We start from the raw sequence: 14,703 nt of genomic DNA, 5'->3' as shown, positions 1-14,703 counted from the left end.
GCGGCGGCGGCGGTCTGGCGGTCGCGCGACGGGGGAAGGACATGGAAGGACCTGCGCGAGGGGCTGCCGCAGAAGGGCTGTTACTTCACTGTCCTGCGCCAGGCCATGGCCGGCGATGCACGCGATCCCGCCGGGCTCTACTTCGGGACCAACTCCGGCTCGGTCTTCGCCAGCCGGGACGAGGGCGAGAGCTGGGACGAGATCGCCCGCCACCTGCCGACGATCCTCGCGGTCGAGGTACTGGACAGGGGCTAGGTGCGGACGGCAACTCCCGTCGGGCGGAGTGGCTGCGCCCCTTTGGCGCGGACGGGGGCGCCGACCTTGCGATCATGGACGAACTCGGGCATGTCGCGACGAGCGGGCATCCAGAGGGTTTCCGTCCATTCCTCGCAGCGGCGCCGGGGAGGGTGCCGGTTGCGGCCGACGGGGCCGCCTGATCGACCGAGAAGTCAGCCGGGAGCGCGTCATGACGACCCCCTGCATCATCTGCGTGGCTATCACCGGCAGTCTGCCGACGAAGGCCGACAACCCCGCCGTGCCGATCTCGGTCTCCGAACAGGTCGAAAGCACGCAGGAAGCGTTCGAGGCGGGCGCCGCCATCGCCCATTGCCACGTCCGCGACGACGAGGGCCGGCCGACCTCCGACCCCGAGCGGTTCGCCCGGCTGGTGGAGGGACTTCGGCAGCACTGCCCCGGCATGATCGTCCAGCTCTCGACCGGCGGGCGTTCCGGCGCCGGGCAGGCGCGGGGCGGGATGCTGCCGCTCAGGCCGGACATGGCCAGCCTCGCCGTCGGCTCGAACAACTTCCCGACCCGGGTCTACGAGAACCCGCCCGACCTCGTCGACTGGCTGGCCGCCGAGATGCTGGAATACGGCGTGAAGCCCGAGATCGAGGCCTTCGATCTCTCCCACATCCTCAAGGCGCACCAGATGTGGCAGGCGGGTCAGATCAGGGACCGGCCTTATGTCCAGTTCGTCATGGGCGTGAAGAACGCCATGCCCGCCGACCGCGATGTCTTCGACTACTACATCCGCACGGTCAGACGGCTTTTCGGCGAGGACGCGCCCTGGTGCGCCGCCGGGATCGGGGCGAACCAGATCGTGCTGAACGAGTGGGCGATAGCGTTGGGCGGCCATGCCCGGACGGGGCTCGAGGACAACGTGCGGCTCGACCGCGACCGGCTCGCGCCCTCCAACGCCACGCTGGTGCGGCGGGTGGTGGAACTGTGCGGGCGATACGGGCGCCCTGTTGCTGACTGGCGGACGGCCCGCGTTATCCTCGCGCTTGGCGCGGGGACGACCGAGAACCCGCGATGAAGAACGACCGGGGTCCCGGGCGGGAGGCGGTCGCGCCGGTGGCCATCACCGTTTCCGTCACCTCGTTGGTTTCGACGCTGCCAAACGGCCGGCGGACCTGCCCCGAAAAAGGCATTCCGTCCATCGCGTTGTGACCGGAGATGGTGGGCGACCCTGGAATCGAACCAGGCATGAGTCTCCTCGGCGGAGTTACAGTCCGCTGCCGCACCTTGCAGCACGTCGCCCACTGGCGCGGTCAATACGCACGGCGGCAAGGGGCGTCAAGGACGAAAATCCCGGGCGCCGGGGCTTGTTCTCTCGCGCGCGCCGGCGCATTCTCGCGCCCCTTCGGGACGGAGATCGGGACGATGAAGAAACCCGCCTGGGTGATCGAGAAGGAGCGCGCGCGGCGCGCTGCGGCGGCCGAGACGGTGTGGCTCTTCGGACTTCATGCGGTGCGCGATGCGCTGATGAATCCGCGGCGGGAGAAGCTGCGGCTCGTGCTCACCAAGAATGCCGCCGACCGGCTGGGCGAGGCGCTGGCGGCGGGCGCGATCCTGCCCGAGATCGTCGATCCCCGGAAGTTCGACGCGCATGTGCCGCTTGGTCCGGAGAGCGTTCACCAGGGCGCGGCGCTCGAGGTGAAGCCGCTCGCCTGGGGGTCTCTTGACGCGGTCTGTGCGGGGGGCGAAGGCCGCGCGCTGGTCGTCCTGCTCGACCGGGTGACCGATCCGCACAACGTGGGCGCCATCCTGCGCTCGGCCGAGGTCTTCGGGGCGCGCGCCGTCATCGCACCCGCCCGCCATTCCGCGCCCGAGACGGGCGCGCTCGCCAAGACTGCGAGCGGCGCACTGGAGCGCCAGCCCTATCTCCGCGTCGGCAACCTTTCCGAGGCGATGGAGCGCCTGCGGGACATGGGCTATGTTCTTCTCGGCCTCGACGGGGCGGGCAAGCTGACCCTTGCCGAGGCCATGGCGGAGCGCGGCGATCGGCCCGTCGCGCTGGTCCTCGGCGCCGAGGGGCCGGGGCTGCGTGAGAAGACGCGCGAGACCTGCGACCGACTGGTGCGGATTCCCTGCGCCGGCGGCTTCGGCTCGCTCAACGTCTCGAACGCGGCGGCGGTCGCGCTCTACGCGGCGGCGGCTGACTGAGCGCTCGCACCCGCGCACGCTTCATCACGGTTGCGGGAGGCCCCTTTCACCGCCGGGGCGGCGGTGGCATCTTTGCCCGCGATGCCGGACACCGTGTCGGGGTTTCGCCGGAAAGGACGCCACATGACGCTCACTCGCCGCAGCCTCCTTGCCGTTGCGCTCATGATCCCGGTTGCGGGGACCATCCTGCGGCCCGCACTGGCGCGCGAGCCGGAAATCTATGCGCCCGGCGGGGTCGCCCTCCAGGGGTACGATCCCGTGGCCTATTTCACCACCGGCAAGCCGGTGAAGGGCAGCCCCGACCATGCGTTGATGTGGCGCGGCGCCACCTGGTATTTCGCGAGCGCCGAGTCGCAGGAAGCGTTCGAGATGAACCCTCAGGCCTATGCGCCTCAATACGGCGGCTACTGCGCCTATGCGATGACGAAGGGCGCGATCTCGCCGACCGCGCCCGAAGCCTTTGCTGTGGCCGGCGGGCGGCTCTATCTGACCTATTCGACCGAGGTCAGGGCGATCTGGGAGGAGGACATCGACGGCAATGTCGCGCTGGCGGATCTGCACTGGCCGGAGGTTATGAACAAAAAGTGATCACAAAATTGGGCGTGGGCCTTTCACCTTGCCGTCACAGTTCTAAATCAGAATAGCGAAGCACGGGTTCGGAACACCCGCGCTTCAATTCACTGTCCCTCGTTCCGCACTGGCGCCCGGCCCTTGGTTCGGGCGCCTTTTTCTGTCAGGTTTCCGCACATGAATGCGATTTCCGACGATACGCTCCGCGACATCCTCAGAACCACCCGCGTGATCGCCGTCGTGGGGGTCTCGCCGAATCCGGTTCGGCCATCCTTCTACGTCGCCCGCTATCTCCTGCTGAAGCGCTTCCGGGTGATCCCGGTCAATCCCGGCCATGCCGGGGAGGAGATCCTCGGCCAGCGGGTCCACGCCGACCTCGCCTCGATCCCGAAGGACGCGCGTGTGGACATGGTGGACATCTTCCGGCGTTCAGACGCCGTGCCCGAGATCGTCGAGGAGGCGCTGCGCGAGTTGCCGGACCTCCGGACGATCTGGATGCAGATCGGCGTGCAGCACCCGGACGCCGCGGCGCGGGCGGAGGCCGCGGGCATGAGGGTGGTGCAGAACCGGTGCCCGAAGATCGAGTACCAGCGGCTTTTCGGCGAACTCAGGATGGGCGGTTTCGCGACCGGCGTGATATCCGCGAAGCTCTGAGACGCGGCCGCCGCCGGCAGGGGGGCGGCCCCTCGGCGGGAAGCGCGGGCGGCCGCGGGCCCGGACGACGACACGTTCCCGGCCGCTCTCAGCCCCGCGCTGCCTTCTCGGCGAGCCCCGAGATGCCTTCCCGGCGGGCAAGTTCCGCCTCCACCTCTGCGAGCGTCACATCGCGCGCCGCGAGCATGACGAGGAGGTGGTAGAGCACGTCCGCGGCCTCGGCGGTGAGCCGCGCGCGGTCGCCCCTGACCGCCTCGATGATCGCCTCGACGGCCTCCTCGCCGAACTTCTCGGCGCATTTCTCGGGCCCCTTGGCGAGGAGTTTCGCGGTCCAGGAGGTGTCGGGATCGGCACCCTTGCGGGCGGCGATGGTGGCGGCGAGCCTCTGGATCGGGTTCATGTCAGCCTCACGGGGATGCCGGCCGCAGCCATGTGTTGCTTCGCCTCGCGGATCGTGTAGGTGCCGAAGTGGAAGATCGAGGCGGCCAGAACGGCGACGGCGTGCCCCTCCGTGACGCCCTCGACGAGATGGTCGAGCGTGCCGACGCCGCCGGAGGCGATCACGGGAACGTCCACCGCGTCGGCGACGGCGCGGGTGAGGGGGATGTTGAAACCAGCCCGCGTGCCGTCGCGGTCCATCGAGGTCAGGAGGATCTCACCCGCGCCCTTGGCCGCGACCGTCCTCGCGAACTCCACCGCGTCGATGCCGGTGGGCTTGCGGCCGCCGTGGGTGAAAATCTCCCACCGGCCCGGTTCAACCGTCTTGGCGTCGATGGCGACGACGATGCATTGGCTGCCGAAACGGTCGGCGGCTTCGGCCACCACGCCGGGATCGGCGACGGCGGCGGAGTTGAAGCTGACCTTGTCGGCCCCGGCGAGGAGGAGGGCGCGCACATCCTCATGGCTGCGCACCCCGCCGCCGACGGTCAGCGGGATGTAGCACTGTTCGGCCGTGCGGGTGACGAGGTCATACATCGTGCCGCGGTTTTCATGCGTGGCGTGGATGTCGAGAAAACAAAGCTCGTCCGCGCCAGCCGCGTCATAGGCCTTGGCCGCTTCTACGGGGTCGCCAGCGTCGATCAGGTTGACGAAATTCACGCCCTTGACCACGCGGCCATCGGCCACGTCGAGGCAGGGGATGATGCGGGTCTTGAGCATTCCGTTTCAATGCCGCGCGACGGAAGGAAAGGCAAGCGTCGGAGCTGGCGCCTGATGGAGGAGAACTGCTCGGCACGATCGGTTTGGGCTTGCCAAATACCTCGGACAAGCTTTCCTGGCGGTATGGCAAAACTCGTTCTATTGCATCGGACGGATTCGATCTATGACGACGAGCCGGACCGGGTCTACGATTTCCCACGCAGTTACCTTTCCGCGATGCAGGAGGGCAGGGGCGATTGGGTAGTCTATTACGAGCCTGTAAAGGCCGGTACGCGCGGATATTTTGCGGCGGCAAAGATTAGGGACGTTGTCGCGAAGCCGGGGGTAGAAGGACGGTTTCTCGCCCGGATCGAGCCAGGAAGCTATATCGAGTTCGACAAGCCTGTGGAGCGCCTGCGCGACGGCCGCCCGTTTGAGACCGCACTCGCCCATCCCGACGGGCGCCCAAAAATCCGGTGGGGTGCAACAGTCGGCGGTGCGCCGATTGCCGGACCACGAGTTTGAGGCGATTGTCGCTGCGGGACTGCCAGCGCTTTCGGGAACGTTGCACTGGATGTTCGACCGAGGACTCCTGTCTGTCGCTGACGACCACTCGATTCTTGTGTCGCGCAACAAGGTGCCGCACGAGGTGGTTGACCGTCTTATCGTGCCCGACGGCAAGATGTGTTTGCCTGCGGATTGGCGGGACCATCCCCACCCGGAAAACCTGCGCTGGCACCGCGAGAATGTCTTCGGCCAAGTGAGTGTCGATGAACCGATGCCTTGGGGATGATCGGAAGAGCCAATCGACTTGCCAGGTTGCTGCCAGGAGGGCGCTGCCCTCCCGGGCTATCCGGGCAACGAAGAAACTCAGCCGGAGAGGACTTCCAGCGCCTGCCTGAGCTCGATCGCCCCGTCGTAGAGCGCCCGGCCCGAGATCGCGCCGGCGATGACGCCGGTGTCGCGGAGCGCCACGAGGTCGGCGAGCGAGGAGACGCCGCCGGACGCGATCACGGGTACCGATACCGCTCGCGCGAGCGCCTCGGTCGCGGCGATGTTCGGCCCCTTCATCGCGCCGTCGCGCAGGATGTCGGTGTAGATGATCGCGGCGACGCCGGCATCCTCGAAGCTTTTCGCGAGATCGGTGACGAGGATGTCGGTCTCCTCGGCCCAGCCCTTGGTCGCCACCTTGCCATTGCGCGCGTCGATCCCAACGGCAACCTTGCCGGGGAAGGCGGCGGCGGCCTCGCGCACGAGGGCGGGGTTTTCCACCGCGACGGTGCCGAGGATGACACGCGCGAGGCCCTTCGCCAGCCACGCCTCGATCGTCGCCATGTCGCGGATGCCGCCGCCGAGTTGGGCGGGAACCCTGACGCGGGCGAGGATCGCCTCGACGGCCGCGGCGTTCACCGGAGCACCCGCGAAGGCGCCGTTCAGGTCGACGAGGTGCAGCCATTCGCAGCCTGCCGCCTCGAACTTCGCCGCCTGCGCGGCGGGGTCGTCGCCGAAGACGGTGGCCTTGTCCATCTCGCCGTGCAGCAACCGCACGCACTGGCCGTCCTTGAGGTCGATGGCCGGGTAGAGGATCATTGCGCCTTCCTTGTTCGTGCCGCCTCTTGCCACATGAGCGGGCCGAATGCAAAGGCGTCCAACGTCACGTCACTCTGGACGCGACGGGGCAGTTCTCCGATGATCTTCGGGAGTGTCAGGGAGGACATCGGACATGAGGAATCTGACGATCGCGGCGGCTTTCATCCTGACGGCGGGCATGGCCATGGCCGATCCGGTGGAGGGTGTCTGGCAGACCGAGCCGGATGACGGCGCCTATGCCCAGATCACGATTTCACCCTGCGGCGAGAGGCTCTGCGGCGTGATCTCTGCCGCGTTCAACGACGACGGCTCGCCACGGCAGAGCGAGAACCTCGGCAAGCAGATCGTCTGGGACATGCAGCCGACCGGGGACGGAAGCTATGGCAACGGCAAGATTTGGCGCCCGTCGAACGGCAAGACCTACAAGTCGAAGATGGCGCTTTCGGGCAACCGGCTGAAGGTGTCGGGCTGCATCGGGCCGATCTGCCTTGGCCAGAACTGGACCCGCGTGAAGTGACGCCTCAGGGCGCCCAGCCGAGGAAGTTGGCGATCAGCCTGAGGCCGACGGCCTGGCTCTTCTCCGGGTGAAACTGGGTGCCGAGGATGTTGTCCCTGCCCACGATGGCCGTGATCGGCCCGCCATAGTCGCAATGCGCGACGAGGTGGCCGGGGTCCGCGACGCGGAAGTGGTAGGAGTGGACGAAATAGGCATGATCGCCGGTCCCGATCCCGGCGAGCACAGGGTGCGGCCGGTCAATCACGAGGTCGTTCCAGCCCATGTGCGGCACCTTCAGCCGCCGGTCGGCGGGATCGATGCGCACCACATCGCCGCCGATCCAGTCGAAGCCCGGCGTTTCGCGATATTCGAGCCCGCGCGTGGCCAGCATCTGCATCCCGACGCAGATGCCGAGGAAGGGGCGGGCGCGCAGCGTCACCGCCTCCTCCATCGCCTCGAAGAGTTCCGTGGCGCCTGACAACGCCGCCCGGCATGCCGGGAAAGCTCCGTCGCCGGGCAGGACGATCCGGTCGGCCCGCGCCACGTCCTCGGGCCGCGAGGAGACGAGGACGGCACCCGCGCCGGTCTCGGCCGCCATCCGCTGGAAGGCCTTCTCGGCCGAGTGGAGGTTGCCGGACTCGTAGTCGACGATGACCGTGAGGCTCACAGCGCCCCCTTGGTCGAGGGCAGGCTGCCCTCAGAGCGGGGATCGGGTTCCAACGCCATGCGAAGCGCCTTGGCCACGGCCTTGAACGCGGCCTCGGCGAGGTGGTGGCTGTTCACGCCGTGGACCTTGTCCACATGGAGCGTGATGCCCCCATGGGTGGAAAGCGACTGGAAGAACTCCCGCACGAGTTCGGTATCGAAGCGGCCGATCTTCGCGGTCGGGAAATCGAGGTTCCAGACGAGGTAGGGCCGCCCGGACAGGTCGAGCGCGCAGGCCACCTGCGCGTCGTCCATGGCAAGCGCGAAGTGGCCGTAGCGGCGGATGCCGCGCTTGTCGCCGAGCGCCTTTGCCAGCGCCTGGCCGAGTGCGATGCCGGTATCCTCGACCGTGTGGTGATCGTCGATGTGCAGGTCGCCCTTCGCGGTGACCTTGAGGTCGATCAGCGAATGGCGCGCGAGCTGGTCGAGCATATGGTCGAAGAACCCCACGCCCGTCTGGTTCGCATAGCTGCCGGTTCCGTCGAGATCGATCTCGACCGCGATTTCGGTTTCCGCCGTCTTCCGCGTGATCGTCGCCTTGCGCATCGCTCCGCCCCTTCGCTTCGGCCGCGTTATAGGCGGCGGGCCGGTCCAGTTCCAGCGTGGCGCCGCGAAAATCGGCCGCTGTCACATCGCTGCCGAAGAACGCGAAAGGGCCACCCGAAGGTGGCCCCGTCCGATCGCCGATGGCGAGATATTGGAGCGGGCGATGAGATTCGAACTCACGACCCTAACCTTGGCAAGGTTATGCTCTACCCCTGAGCTACGCCCGCATCCTTGGGTGAAGGGGGATTTATAAAGTCTCACGGGCGGCTGCAAGGGGGAAAATCGGCACGGCCTGCAGAATCTTGGCAGTCCGCGCGGGCGGGGCGTCGCCGCGGTCGTGGCCGGCGAGGGCGGAGCCTGCAGGGGGCGCGTTGTGCCGTAGGAGGCGCCGCGGGCGATTCGCCCATAAGTTGATCTGCACAGTGTAACGCCCTGTTGTTGATTGGAAAAATGGTTACCCGAATCCTAATAGCAGGTGGATCGGCGTCCAAACGGGTCTGGCAGGCCTCAATTAAGGATCGGGGCGAAATAGTGCCGCAAGTTGGTCGCGATCATGTCAGAATAAGGGCGAATTCCGGCTGCGATATGGGGTCATCGCCTGTCAGGCAGGGCCCGCGCCGCAAGGGCGCCCAGATCGGAAAGGACAAGCCCCATGTTCATGCAGAATGCCACCACCTTCCGCGCCGCCGAGAAGGTCGCGCTGTCGCTCACCGGGCTGAACCTCGCGCCCGATGCCTGTGCCCCGGGCCTTCTCGCCGGCAGCCTCGTCGAAACAGAGGCCGGCTGGCGCCCGGTGGAGCGTCTGATGCGCGGGATGCGCGTGGCCACCTGGGACGGAGGGTTCAGCCCGGTCGCGCGGGTGGAGCGCCAGCACCTGTGGCCCGCGGCCGAGGTCGAGGTGATCCATGTGCCGGGCGGCGCTCTCGACACCTGCGCGGAGTTCAGCCTGCTGCCGGGCCAGTGCGTCTTCATCGCTTCGGCAGTGGCCGAGGAGGTCCTCGGGACTGGTGGCGCATTGGTCCCGGCCGCGGCTCTCGTCGGTCACTTCGGGATCACCCGCCGGCGGCTTTTCCGCCGCGCCGAGGTTCTGACCCTGCGCTTTGCCTCCGAGGAGATCGTCTATGTCAACTCCGGCGCGCTCATTCACTGCGCGGCGGGGGACGCCGAGGAGCGGCCGGCTTCGGTCCGCCCGGATCACTTCGAGATACTCGGCGAGGACCGGGCGCAGTCGATGCTGGCGCTGATCGCTACGGGCGCGATGACCACCGCCGGCATTGCGCGGGCCGCCTGATAGCCTGTGGCCGGGAAGTCCGGCGGGGGCCGGCAGACTCCCGCCCGCGCCGCCCGTCATGGCCGGCGGCTTCGAAAGACGGCGGCGGGGGTTTCTTCGCCGCGACCGGCGAATCCGCCGAGGATTCGGGCCTCGATTTCGCCGCATGACGGGATAACGGCGCCGGCCGGGGGCGCGGCGCAGAGATTGGCAGGCTCGGGCGCCGATTCCTCGTCGCGGAGCAGGCGAGCCATCCGGTGCGCGCGATCCTCCAGCAGCCCGAGCTGGCGGTCGAGCCGGTCGATGCAGATACGCTCGATGGCGGACCCCTCGCCCAGCCACAGGAGCGAGCCGCGCAGATTGCCGAGCGTCAGGATCACATCCTCCACCAGGAAGGACTCAAATGCGGCCCGCACGGCATCCTCCGCCGGGACCGGTGCCGGTCGTGTCATGGACCACCCCTTCATTTCCCCGGGGCGAGGCTAGTCACCGGCGCGCTAACAAACCGCGAATCCGGGCCCCGGCACGCGGTCAGGGATCATTCCAATTCGATCAAGAGGTCCTTGGCGTCGATCTGGCTGCCGGCGTGGACGTGGATCGCCTTCACGGTCGCGGGCCGGTCGGCATGAAGGCCGGTTTCCATCTTCATCGCCTCGATGGTGAGGAGAAGGTCGCCAGCGTGGACTTTCTGCCCCGGCGTCACGGCGACAGAGGCGACCGAGCCCGGCATCGGCGCACCGATGTGATGCGGATTGCCCTCTGCGGCCTTCGGCCGCGCGGCGGTCTGGGCCTTCGCCAGGCGGTTCGGTATGCGGATGACGCGGGGCTGGCCGTTCAGTTCGAAGAAGACCTTCACCTCGCCCTGGTCGTCGGTCTCGCCGACGGCCTGGAGCCGGATTTCCAGCGTCTTGCCGGGGTCGATCTCGGCCGAGATCTCCTCGCCAGGCTCCATGCCGTAGAAGAAGGTCTTCGTCGGCAGGGTGCGCACCGGGCCGTAGATGCGGTGCCGGCCCATGTAGTCGAGGAAGACCTTGGGATACATGAGATAGCCGTTCAGGTCCTCGTCGTCGATCCTGAAGCCCATGAGGTCCTTCGAGACCTGGGCGCGCGTCGCTTCCAGATCGACGGGCGGCAGGTGCTTGCCGGGCCGTTCGGTGTTCGGCTTCTCGCCCTTCAGCACCTTCGCCACGATGGCCTCGGGGAAACCGCCAGGCGGCTGGCCGAGATTTCCCTTCAGCATGTCCGCCACGGATTCGGGGAAGGCGACGTCGACCGCGGGGTCCTCCACCTCGGCACGCGTCAGCCCTTGCGCCACCATCATCAGCGCCATGTCGCCGACGACCTTCGACGAGGGCGTGACCTTGACGATGTCGCCGAACATCCGGTTGGCGTCGGCATAGGCCTGCGCCACCTCGTGCCAGCGGTCCTCGAGACCCAGCGAGCGGGCCTGCGCCTTGAGGTTGGTGAACTGGCCGCCCGGCATCTCGTGCAGGTAGACCTCTGACGCCGGTGCCTCGAGCCCGGACTCGAAGGCGCGGTACTGGTGGCGCACGCCTTCCCAGTAGTTCGAGATCTGGCGGATGGCCGCGATGTCGAGCCCGGTATCCCGCTCAGTGTGGGCGAGCGCCTCGACGACGGAGCCGAGGCAGGGCTGCGAGGTTCCGCCCGAGAAGGCGTCCATCGCGGCATCGACGGCGGCGACGCCCGCATCGGCGGCGGCGAGGATCGTCGCGCCGGCGATGCCGGAGGTGTCATGGGTGTGGAAGTGGATCGGCAGGCCCACCTCTTCCTTCAGCGCCCTGAAGAGGACCCGGGCCGCAGCCGGTTTCAGCAGCCCCGCCATGTCCTTCAGCCCGAGTACGTGGGCGCCCGCCTGGCGCAGGGACTTGCCCATGCTCACATAGTACTTGAGGTCGTATTTCGCCCGGTCGGGATTCAGGATGTCGCCGGTGTAGCAGATTGCGGCCTCGCAGACCTTGTTCTGGTCGATCACCGCGTCCATGGCGACGCGCATGTTCTCGACCCAGTTCAGGCTGTCGAAGACGCGGAACACGTCGATGCCCGTGGTCGCCGCCTGTCGGACGAACTCGCGCACGACGTTGTCGGGATAGTTGGTGTAGCCCACGCCGTTCGAGGCGCGCAGAAGCATCTGCGTCATCAGGTTCGGCATCGCCCGGCGCAGGTCGCGCAGGCGCTGCCAGGGGCATTCCTGCAGGAAGCGGTAGGCGACGTCGAAGGTCGCGCCGCCCCAGCACTCGACGCTGAAGAGCTGCGGCAGGTTCGCCGCGTAGGCCGGCGCGACCCGGATCATGTCGATCGAGCGCATCCGCGTCGCCAGGAGCGACTGGTGGCCGTCGCGCATCGTCGTGTCGGTCAGGAGGAGCTTCTTCTGCGCCGCCATCCAGTCCGCCACCGCCTGCGGGCCCTTCTCTTCCAGAAGGTTCCGCGTGCCGGGGGCGGGCGCCGCGCGGAGCGCCGGCGGCTTCGGCGCGCGCGCCTCGGCCGGCGGCTTCGGCCGCCCGGCGGTCTCCGGGTGGCCGTTCACGGTGATGTCGGCGATGTAGGTCAGGATCTTCGTCGCCCGGTCGCGGCGCTTGCGGAAGGCGAAGAGGTCGGGCGTCGTGTCGATGAATTTCGTCGTGTAGGTGTTGCCGAGGAAGGTCGGGTGCTTCAAGAGGTTGATCACGAAGTCGATGTTGGTGGAGACGCCGCGGATGCGGAACTCCCTCAGCGCCCTGTCCATCCGCGCGATCGCCTGCCCGGGCGTCGGCGCCCAGGCCGTGACCTTGACGAGAAGCGAGTCGTAGTAGCGGGTGATCACGCCCCCCGCATAGGCGGTGCCGCCGTCGAGCCGGATGCCCATCCCGGTGGCCGACCGGTAGGCGGTTATCCGGCCGTAATCGGGGATGAAGCTGTTCTGCGGGTCTTCGGTGGTGACCCGGCACTGGAGGGCGTGGCCGCGCAGATGGATGTCGTCCTGATCGGCCACGCCCGTGGCTTCGGCGAGTGTCCGGCCCTCGGCGATCTTGATCTGGGCCTGGACGATGTCGATACCCGTCACCTCCTCGGTCACGGTATGCTCGACCTGGACGCGGGGGTTCACCTCGATGAAGTAGAAGGCCCCGGTGTCCATATCCATCAGGAACTCGACCGTGCCCGCGCATTCGTAGCCGACATGGGCGCAGATGCGCCGGCCGAGTTCGCAGATCTCGGCGCGCTGGGCGTCCGAAAGGTAGGGCGCCGGCGCGCGCTCGACAACCTTCTGGTTGCGTCGCTGAACGGTGCAGTCGCGTTCGTAGAGGTGGTAGATCGACCCGTGCTTGTCGCCGAGGATCTGCACCTCGACATGGCGGGCGCGCAGGATCATCTTCTCGAGGTAACCCTCGCCGTTGCCGAACGCGGCCTCGGCCTCGCGCCGTCCCTCGCGGACCTTCTCGACAACCTCGTCCGGCCCGTTGATCGGTCGCATGCCCCGGCCGCCGCCGCCCCAGGACGCCTTGAGCATCAGGGGGTAGCCGATGGCCGCCGCATCGCGCTTGATCGCGTCGAAATCGTCGCCGAGCACTTCGGTCGCCGGGATCACCGGCACGCCGGCCGCGATAGCCACGCGCCGGGCGCTCGCCTTGTCGCCGAGCGCGCGCATCGTCGCCGCCCTGGGGCCGATGAAGGTGATGCCGGCCGCGTCGCAGGCCTCGACGAAGTCGGGGTTTTCGCTCAAAAGCCCGTAGCCCGGGTGGATCGCGTCCGCGCCGCACTCCCTGGCCACGCGGATGATCTCGGGGATGGAGAGATAGGCCTGGACCGGACCCAGCCCCGCGCCGATCCGGTAGGCCTCGTCCGCCTTGAACCGGTGGAGGCTCAGCTTGTCTTCCTCGGCATAGACCGCGACGGTCCGCTTGCCGAGTTCGGTCGCCGCCCGCATCACGCGGATTGCGATTTCGCCCCGGTTCGCCACGAGAATCTTGCGGAAATCGGCCATAGGTCCCTCCACGGTCGCACGCCCGTCGCACGGGCGGGCACAATAGGCACGCCGCAGCGCGGCGCAATCCCCCGAATCCGCCCCCGGTCAGATTTCGGTAACGTTGCGTTCTGCATATGCCCCGGTCGGGCCGGCGCAGGCACAGGGGCGAAGTGTGGGGGCAGAATGCGACATGCGCGTCCGACGGTCAGCCCGCCGGCAGCAGGCAAGCCGCAAGGTCGGCGAGCCGACGGGCGCCGATCTGTCCCATGTTCGCGGCCATGTCCTTGGCAAGAATGTCGATGAGATGCGCCGGCCCCGCCGCGCCGAGTGCGCCGAGCGCGTAGTGCCAGGCACGGCCGAGCATGACGAAATCGGCCCCGAGGGCAACGGCGCGCAGGATGTCGAGCCCGCCCTCGATCCCGCTGTCGAAGATGACCGGCAGCGTCGTTGCCGCGCGGACGGCGGGCAGCGCCTCGATCGTCGCCGGCGCGGCGTCGAACTGCCGGCCCGCATGGTTCGAGACCCAGATCGCGTCCGCGCCCTCGTCCTGCAGGCGGGCGGCGTCATCCGGGCGCAGGACGCCCTTGATGACCAGCGGCCCCTGCCACGCGTCGCGCAGCGCCTTGACATAGTCCCAGTCGGGCGATGTCCGGAGAAGGTAGCCGACATGGGCGGTGGAGGAGGTCTTGACCGACGTGTCGGCGTAGCTGTCCATCAGCCGCATGCGCGGCATCCCCATCCCGAGCGTGCCAAGCCCCCAGGCGGGCCGCAGCATCACCTGCGCAAGGAGGCGCGGGGTGAGCTTCGGCGGCTGGGTCAGGCCGGATCGCGTCTGCCGTTCGCGGCGGCTCGCCACCGGGACGTCCACGGTGAGGATGAGAGCGGAAAAGCCCGCATCCTTCGCCCGTCTCAGCATGTCCTTGCGGATATCCGGATCGCGCGGCGGATACATCTGGAACCAGCCATGCTTTCCGAGGACCGGGGCCACGAACTCCGGTGTCTGGCTCGCCACGGTGGAGAGCGCATAGGGCAGGCCGGCCTTGTTCGCCGCAGCCGCGACAAGCCGTTCGGCATCCGGCCAGATCAGGCCCGACATCCCCACGGGCGAAACGCCGAAGGGCAGGGGAAAGGTCTGGCCGAAGAGCGTGGTGGACAGGTCGGGCGTGAACTCGCCGTGCAGGATCGAGGGGCGGAACAGGACCGCGTCCAGTTTCGCACGGTTGCGCCGCTGCGTCGCCTCCGTCCCGGTGGCGCTGTCGAGGTATTCCCAGACGAAAAGCGGGATGCGCGACCGCGCGCGGGCCTTAAGGTCTGAAATCGCCGGGT

At 68.1% G+C, this 14,703-nt stretch carries 18 protein-coding genes and 2 tRNA genes; 10 read left to right on the top strand and 10 right to left on the bottom strand.

All coding sequences use genetic code 11. From position 1 onward, the window contains the following. The 3 genes from ACMUOO_RS13430 to ACMUOO_RS13420 all read left to right on the top strand — a co-directional run. A partial coding sequence (locus tag ACMUOO_RS13430) for a WD40/YVTN/BNR-like repeat-containing protein (protein ID WP_413855499.1) occupies positions 1-255 on the top strand: 255 nt, incomplete at its 5' end. Positions 256-466: 211 nt separating this feature from the next. Further along, a complete protein-coding gene (locus tag ACMUOO_RS13425) occupies positions 467-1,318 on the top strand; it encodes a 3-keto-5-aminohexanoate cleavage protein (RefSeq protein WP_301919513.1) in 852 nt (283 codons plus the stop codon). After that, the gene (locus ACMUOO_RS13420; RefSeq protein WP_301919512.1) at positions 1,315-1,452 is read left to right on the top strand and encodes a hypothetical protein; all 138 of its coding nucleotides are present in this window, start codon (positions 1,315-1,317) and stop codon (positions 1,450-1,452) included. Before ACMUOO_RS13425 ends, ACMUOO_RS13420 begins: the two co-directional genes overlap by 4 nt. 7 nt (positions 1,453-1,459) lie before the next feature. Here the strand turns inward: ACMUOO_RS13420 and ACMUOO_RS13415 are convergent. After that, positions 1,460-1,543 (bottom strand) — tRNA-Tyr (locus ACMUOO_RS13415). A 122-nt stretch (positions 1,544-1,665) separates the two neighbouring features. On the opposite strand from ACMUOO_RS13415, the gene rlmB reads away from it, so the two are divergent. From rlmB to ACMUOO_RS13400, 3 genes are all read left to right on the top strand, one after another. Continuing rightward, complete coding sequence (rlmB, locus tag ACMUOO_RS13410) at positions 1,666-2,448, top strand: 23S rRNA (guanosine(2251)-2'-O)-methyltransferase RlmB (RefSeq protein ID WP_301919511.1); 783 nt, start codon at positions 1,666-1,668, stop codon at positions 2,446-2,448. Positions 2,449-2,571: 123 nt separating this feature from the next. Continuing rightward, positions 2,572-3,036 carry a YHS domain-containing (seleno)protein gene (locus ACMUOO_RS13405; RefSeq protein WP_301919510.1) on the top strand — a complete coding sequence of 155 codons (465 nt, stop codon included), beginning with the start codon at positions 2,572-2,574 and terminating at the stop codon, positions 3,034-3,036. A 159-nt stretch (positions 3,037-3,195) separates the two neighbouring features. Continuing rightward, entirely contained in the window at positions 3,196-3,672 is a 477-nt protein-coding gene (locus ACMUOO_RS13400; protein WP_301919509.1) for a CoA-binding protein, read from the top strand. A gap of 88 nt (positions 3,673-3,760) precedes the next feature. Here the strand turns inward: ACMUOO_RS13400 and ACMUOO_RS13395 are convergent, their stop codons facing one another. Next, positions 3,761-4,072, bottom strand: a complete 312-nt coding sequence (locus ACMUOO_RS13395; protein WP_301919508.1) for a phosphoribosyl-ATP diphosphatase — start codon at positions 4,070-4,072, stop codon at positions 3,761-3,763. Further along, the gene (hisF, locus tag ACMUOO_RS13390; RefSeq protein WP_301919507.1) at positions 4,069-4,830 is read right to left on the bottom strand and encodes an imidazole glycerol phosphate synthase subunit HisF; all 762 of its coding nucleotides are present in this window, start codon (positions 4,828-4,830) and stop codon (positions 4,069-4,071) included. Before hisF ends, ACMUOO_RS13395 begins: the two co-directional genes overlap by 4 nt. A gap of 123 nt (positions 4,831-4,953) precedes the next feature. Between hisF and ACMUOO_RS13385 the strand changes: the two genes are divergently transcribed. Then, complete coding sequence (locus tag ACMUOO_RS13385; protein WP_301919506.1) at positions 4,954-5,334, top strand: hypothetical protein; 381 nt, start codon at positions 4,954-4,956, stop codon at positions 5,332-5,334. Next, positions 5,315-5,602 (top strand): hypothetical protein, encoded by a 288-nt coding sequence (locus ACMUOO_RS13380; protein WP_413855494.1) that lies wholly within the window; start codon positions 5,315-5,317, stop codon positions 5,600-5,602. The genes ACMUOO_RS13385 and ACMUOO_RS13380 overlap by 20 nt, the downstream gene beginning before the upstream one ends. Before the next feature lie 77 nt (positions 5,603-5,679). On the opposite strand, the gene hisA is transcribed toward ACMUOO_RS13380, so the two are convergent. Beyond that, entirely contained in the window at positions 5,680-6,399 is a 720-nt protein-coding gene (gene hisA / locus ACMUOO_RS13375) for a 1-(5-phosphoribosyl)-5-[(5-phosphoribosylamino)methylideneamino]imidazole-4-carboxamide isomerase (protein ID WP_301919504.1), read from the bottom strand. A gap of 133 nt (positions 6,400-6,532) precedes the next feature. Between hisA and ACMUOO_RS13370 the strand changes: the two genes are divergently transcribed. After that, on the top strand, positions 6,533-6,916 hold the full coding sequence (locus ACMUOO_RS13370; RefSeq protein WP_301919503.1) for a DUF2147 domain-containing protein: 384 nt from the start codon (positions 6,533-6,535) through the stop codon (positions 6,914-6,916). A gap of 4 nt (positions 6,917-6,920) precedes the next feature. On the opposite strand, the gene hisH is transcribed toward ACMUOO_RS13370, so the two are convergent. From hisH to ACMUOO_RS13355, 3 genes are all read right to left on the bottom strand, one after another. Next, positions 6,921-7,562, bottom strand: a complete 642-nt coding sequence (hisH, locus tag ACMUOO_RS13365) for an imidazole glycerol phosphate synthase subunit HisH (RefSeq protein ID WP_301919502.1) — start codon at positions 7,560-7,562, stop codon at positions 6,921-6,923. Then, positions 7,559-8,146 carry an imidazoleglycerol-phosphate dehydratase HisB gene (gene hisB / locus ACMUOO_RS13360; protein WP_301919501.1) on the bottom strand — a complete coding sequence of 196 codons (588 nt, stop codon included), beginning with the start codon at positions 8,144-8,146 and terminating at the stop codon, positions 7,559-7,561. Before hisB ends, hisH begins: the two co-directional genes overlap by 4 nt. 152 nt (positions 8,147-8,298) lie before the next feature. Beyond that, positions 8,299-8,373: transfer RNA gene (locus ACMUOO_RS13355), tRNA-Gly, on the bottom strand. 425 nt (positions 8,374-8,798) lie between these two features. Between ACMUOO_RS13355 and ACMUOO_RS13350 the strand changes: the two genes are divergently transcribed. Further along, on the top strand, positions 8,799-9,437 hold the full coding sequence (locus tag ACMUOO_RS13350; RefSeq protein WP_301919500.1) for a Hint domain-containing protein: 639 nt from the start codon (positions 8,799-8,801) through the stop codon (positions 9,435-9,437). Between the two features lie 56 nt (positions 9,438-9,493). Here the strand turns inward: ACMUOO_RS13350 and ACMUOO_RS13345 are convergent, their stop codons facing one another. From ACMUOO_RS13345 to ACMUOO_RS13335, 3 genes are all read right to left on the bottom strand, one after another. Then, positions 9,494-9,832: a hypothetical protein gene (locus tag ACMUOO_RS13345; RefSeq protein ID WP_301919499.1), complete on the bottom strand. Its 339-nt coding sequence runs from the start codon at positions 9,830-9,832 to the stop codon at positions 9,494-9,496. A 122-nt stretch (positions 9,833-9,954) separates the two neighbouring features. Then, positions 9,955-13,395 (bottom strand): pyruvate carboxylase, encoded by a 3,441-nt coding sequence (locus tag ACMUOO_RS13340; protein WP_301919498.1) that lies wholly within the window; start codon positions 13,393-13,395, stop codon positions 9,955-9,957. Positions 13,396-13,582: 187 nt separating this feature from the next. Then, positions 13,583-14,703 (bottom strand): alpha-hydroxy acid oxidase (locus ACMUOO_RS13335; protein ID WP_413855490.1); only part of this gene is annotated, 1,121 nt, incomplete at its 5' end.

It is taken from the genome of Albidovulum sp. (genome assembly GCF_041919395.1).
GTDB lineage: Bacteria > Pseudomonadota > Alphaproteobacteria > Rhodobacterales > Rhodobacteraceae > Albidovulum.
Note: the sequence above shows the minus strand (reverse complement) of the source record. Positions and strands in the feature narration are given on the sequence as shown.

What these genes read in the sequence shown, in the direction of transcription:
- ACMUOO_RS13425 (WP_301919513.1), top strand. Translation starts at nt 467, where the DNA reads ATGACGACCCCCTGCATCATCTGCGTGGCTATCACCGGCAGTCTGCCG.
- ACMUOO_RS13400 (WP_301919509.1), top strand. Translation starts at nt 3,196, where the DNA reads ATGAATGCGATTTCCGACGATACGCTCCGCGACATCCTCAGAACCACC.
- ACMUOO_RS13340 (WP_301919498.1), bottom strand. Translation starts at nt 13,395, where the DNA reads ATGGCCGATTTCCGCAAGATTCTCGTGGCGAACCGGGGCGAAATCGCA.
- hisF (WP_301919507.1), bottom strand. Translation starts at nt 4,830, where the DNA reads ATGCTCAAGACCCGCATCATCCCCTGCCTCGACGTGGCCGATGGCCGC.
- ACMUOO_RS13405 (WP_301919510.1), top strand. Translation starts at nt 2,572, where the DNA reads ATGACGCTCACTCGCCGCAGCCTCCTTGCCGTTGCGCTCATGATCCCG.
- ACMUOO_RS13420 (WP_301919512.1), top strand. Translation starts at nt 1,315, where the DNA reads ATGAAGAACGACCGGGGTCCCGGGCGGGAGGCGGTCGCGCCGGTGGCC.
- hisB (WP_301919501.1), bottom strand. Translation starts at nt 8,146, where the DNA reads ATGCGCAAGGCGACGATCACGCGGAAGACGGCGGAAACCGAAATCGCG.
- ACMUOO_RS13385 (WP_301919506.1), top strand. Translation starts at nt 4,954, where the DNA reads ATGGCAAAACTCGTTCTATTGCATCGGACGGATTCGATCTATGACGAC.
- ACMUOO_RS13370 (WP_301919503.1), top strand. Translation starts at nt 6,533, where the DNA reads ATGAGGAATCTGACGATCGCGGCGGCTTTCATCCTGACGGCGGGCATG.
- ACMUOO_RS13350 (WP_301919500.1), top strand. Translation starts at nt 8,799, where the DNA reads ATGTTCATGCAGAATGCCACCACCTTCCGCGCCGCCGAGAAGGTCGCG.
- rlmB (WP_301919511.1), top strand. Translation starts at nt 1,666, where the DNA reads ATGAAGAAACCCGCCTGGGTGATCGAGAAGGAGCGCGCGCGGCGCGCT.
- hisA (WP_301919504.1), bottom strand. Translation starts at nt 6,399, where the DNA reads ATGATCCTCTACCCGGCCATCGACCTCAAGGACGGCCAGTGCGTGCGG.
- ACMUOO_RS13395 (WP_301919508.1), bottom strand. Translation starts at nt 4,072, where the DNA reads ATGAACCCGATCCAGAGGCTCGCCGCCACCATCGCCGCCCGCAAGGGT.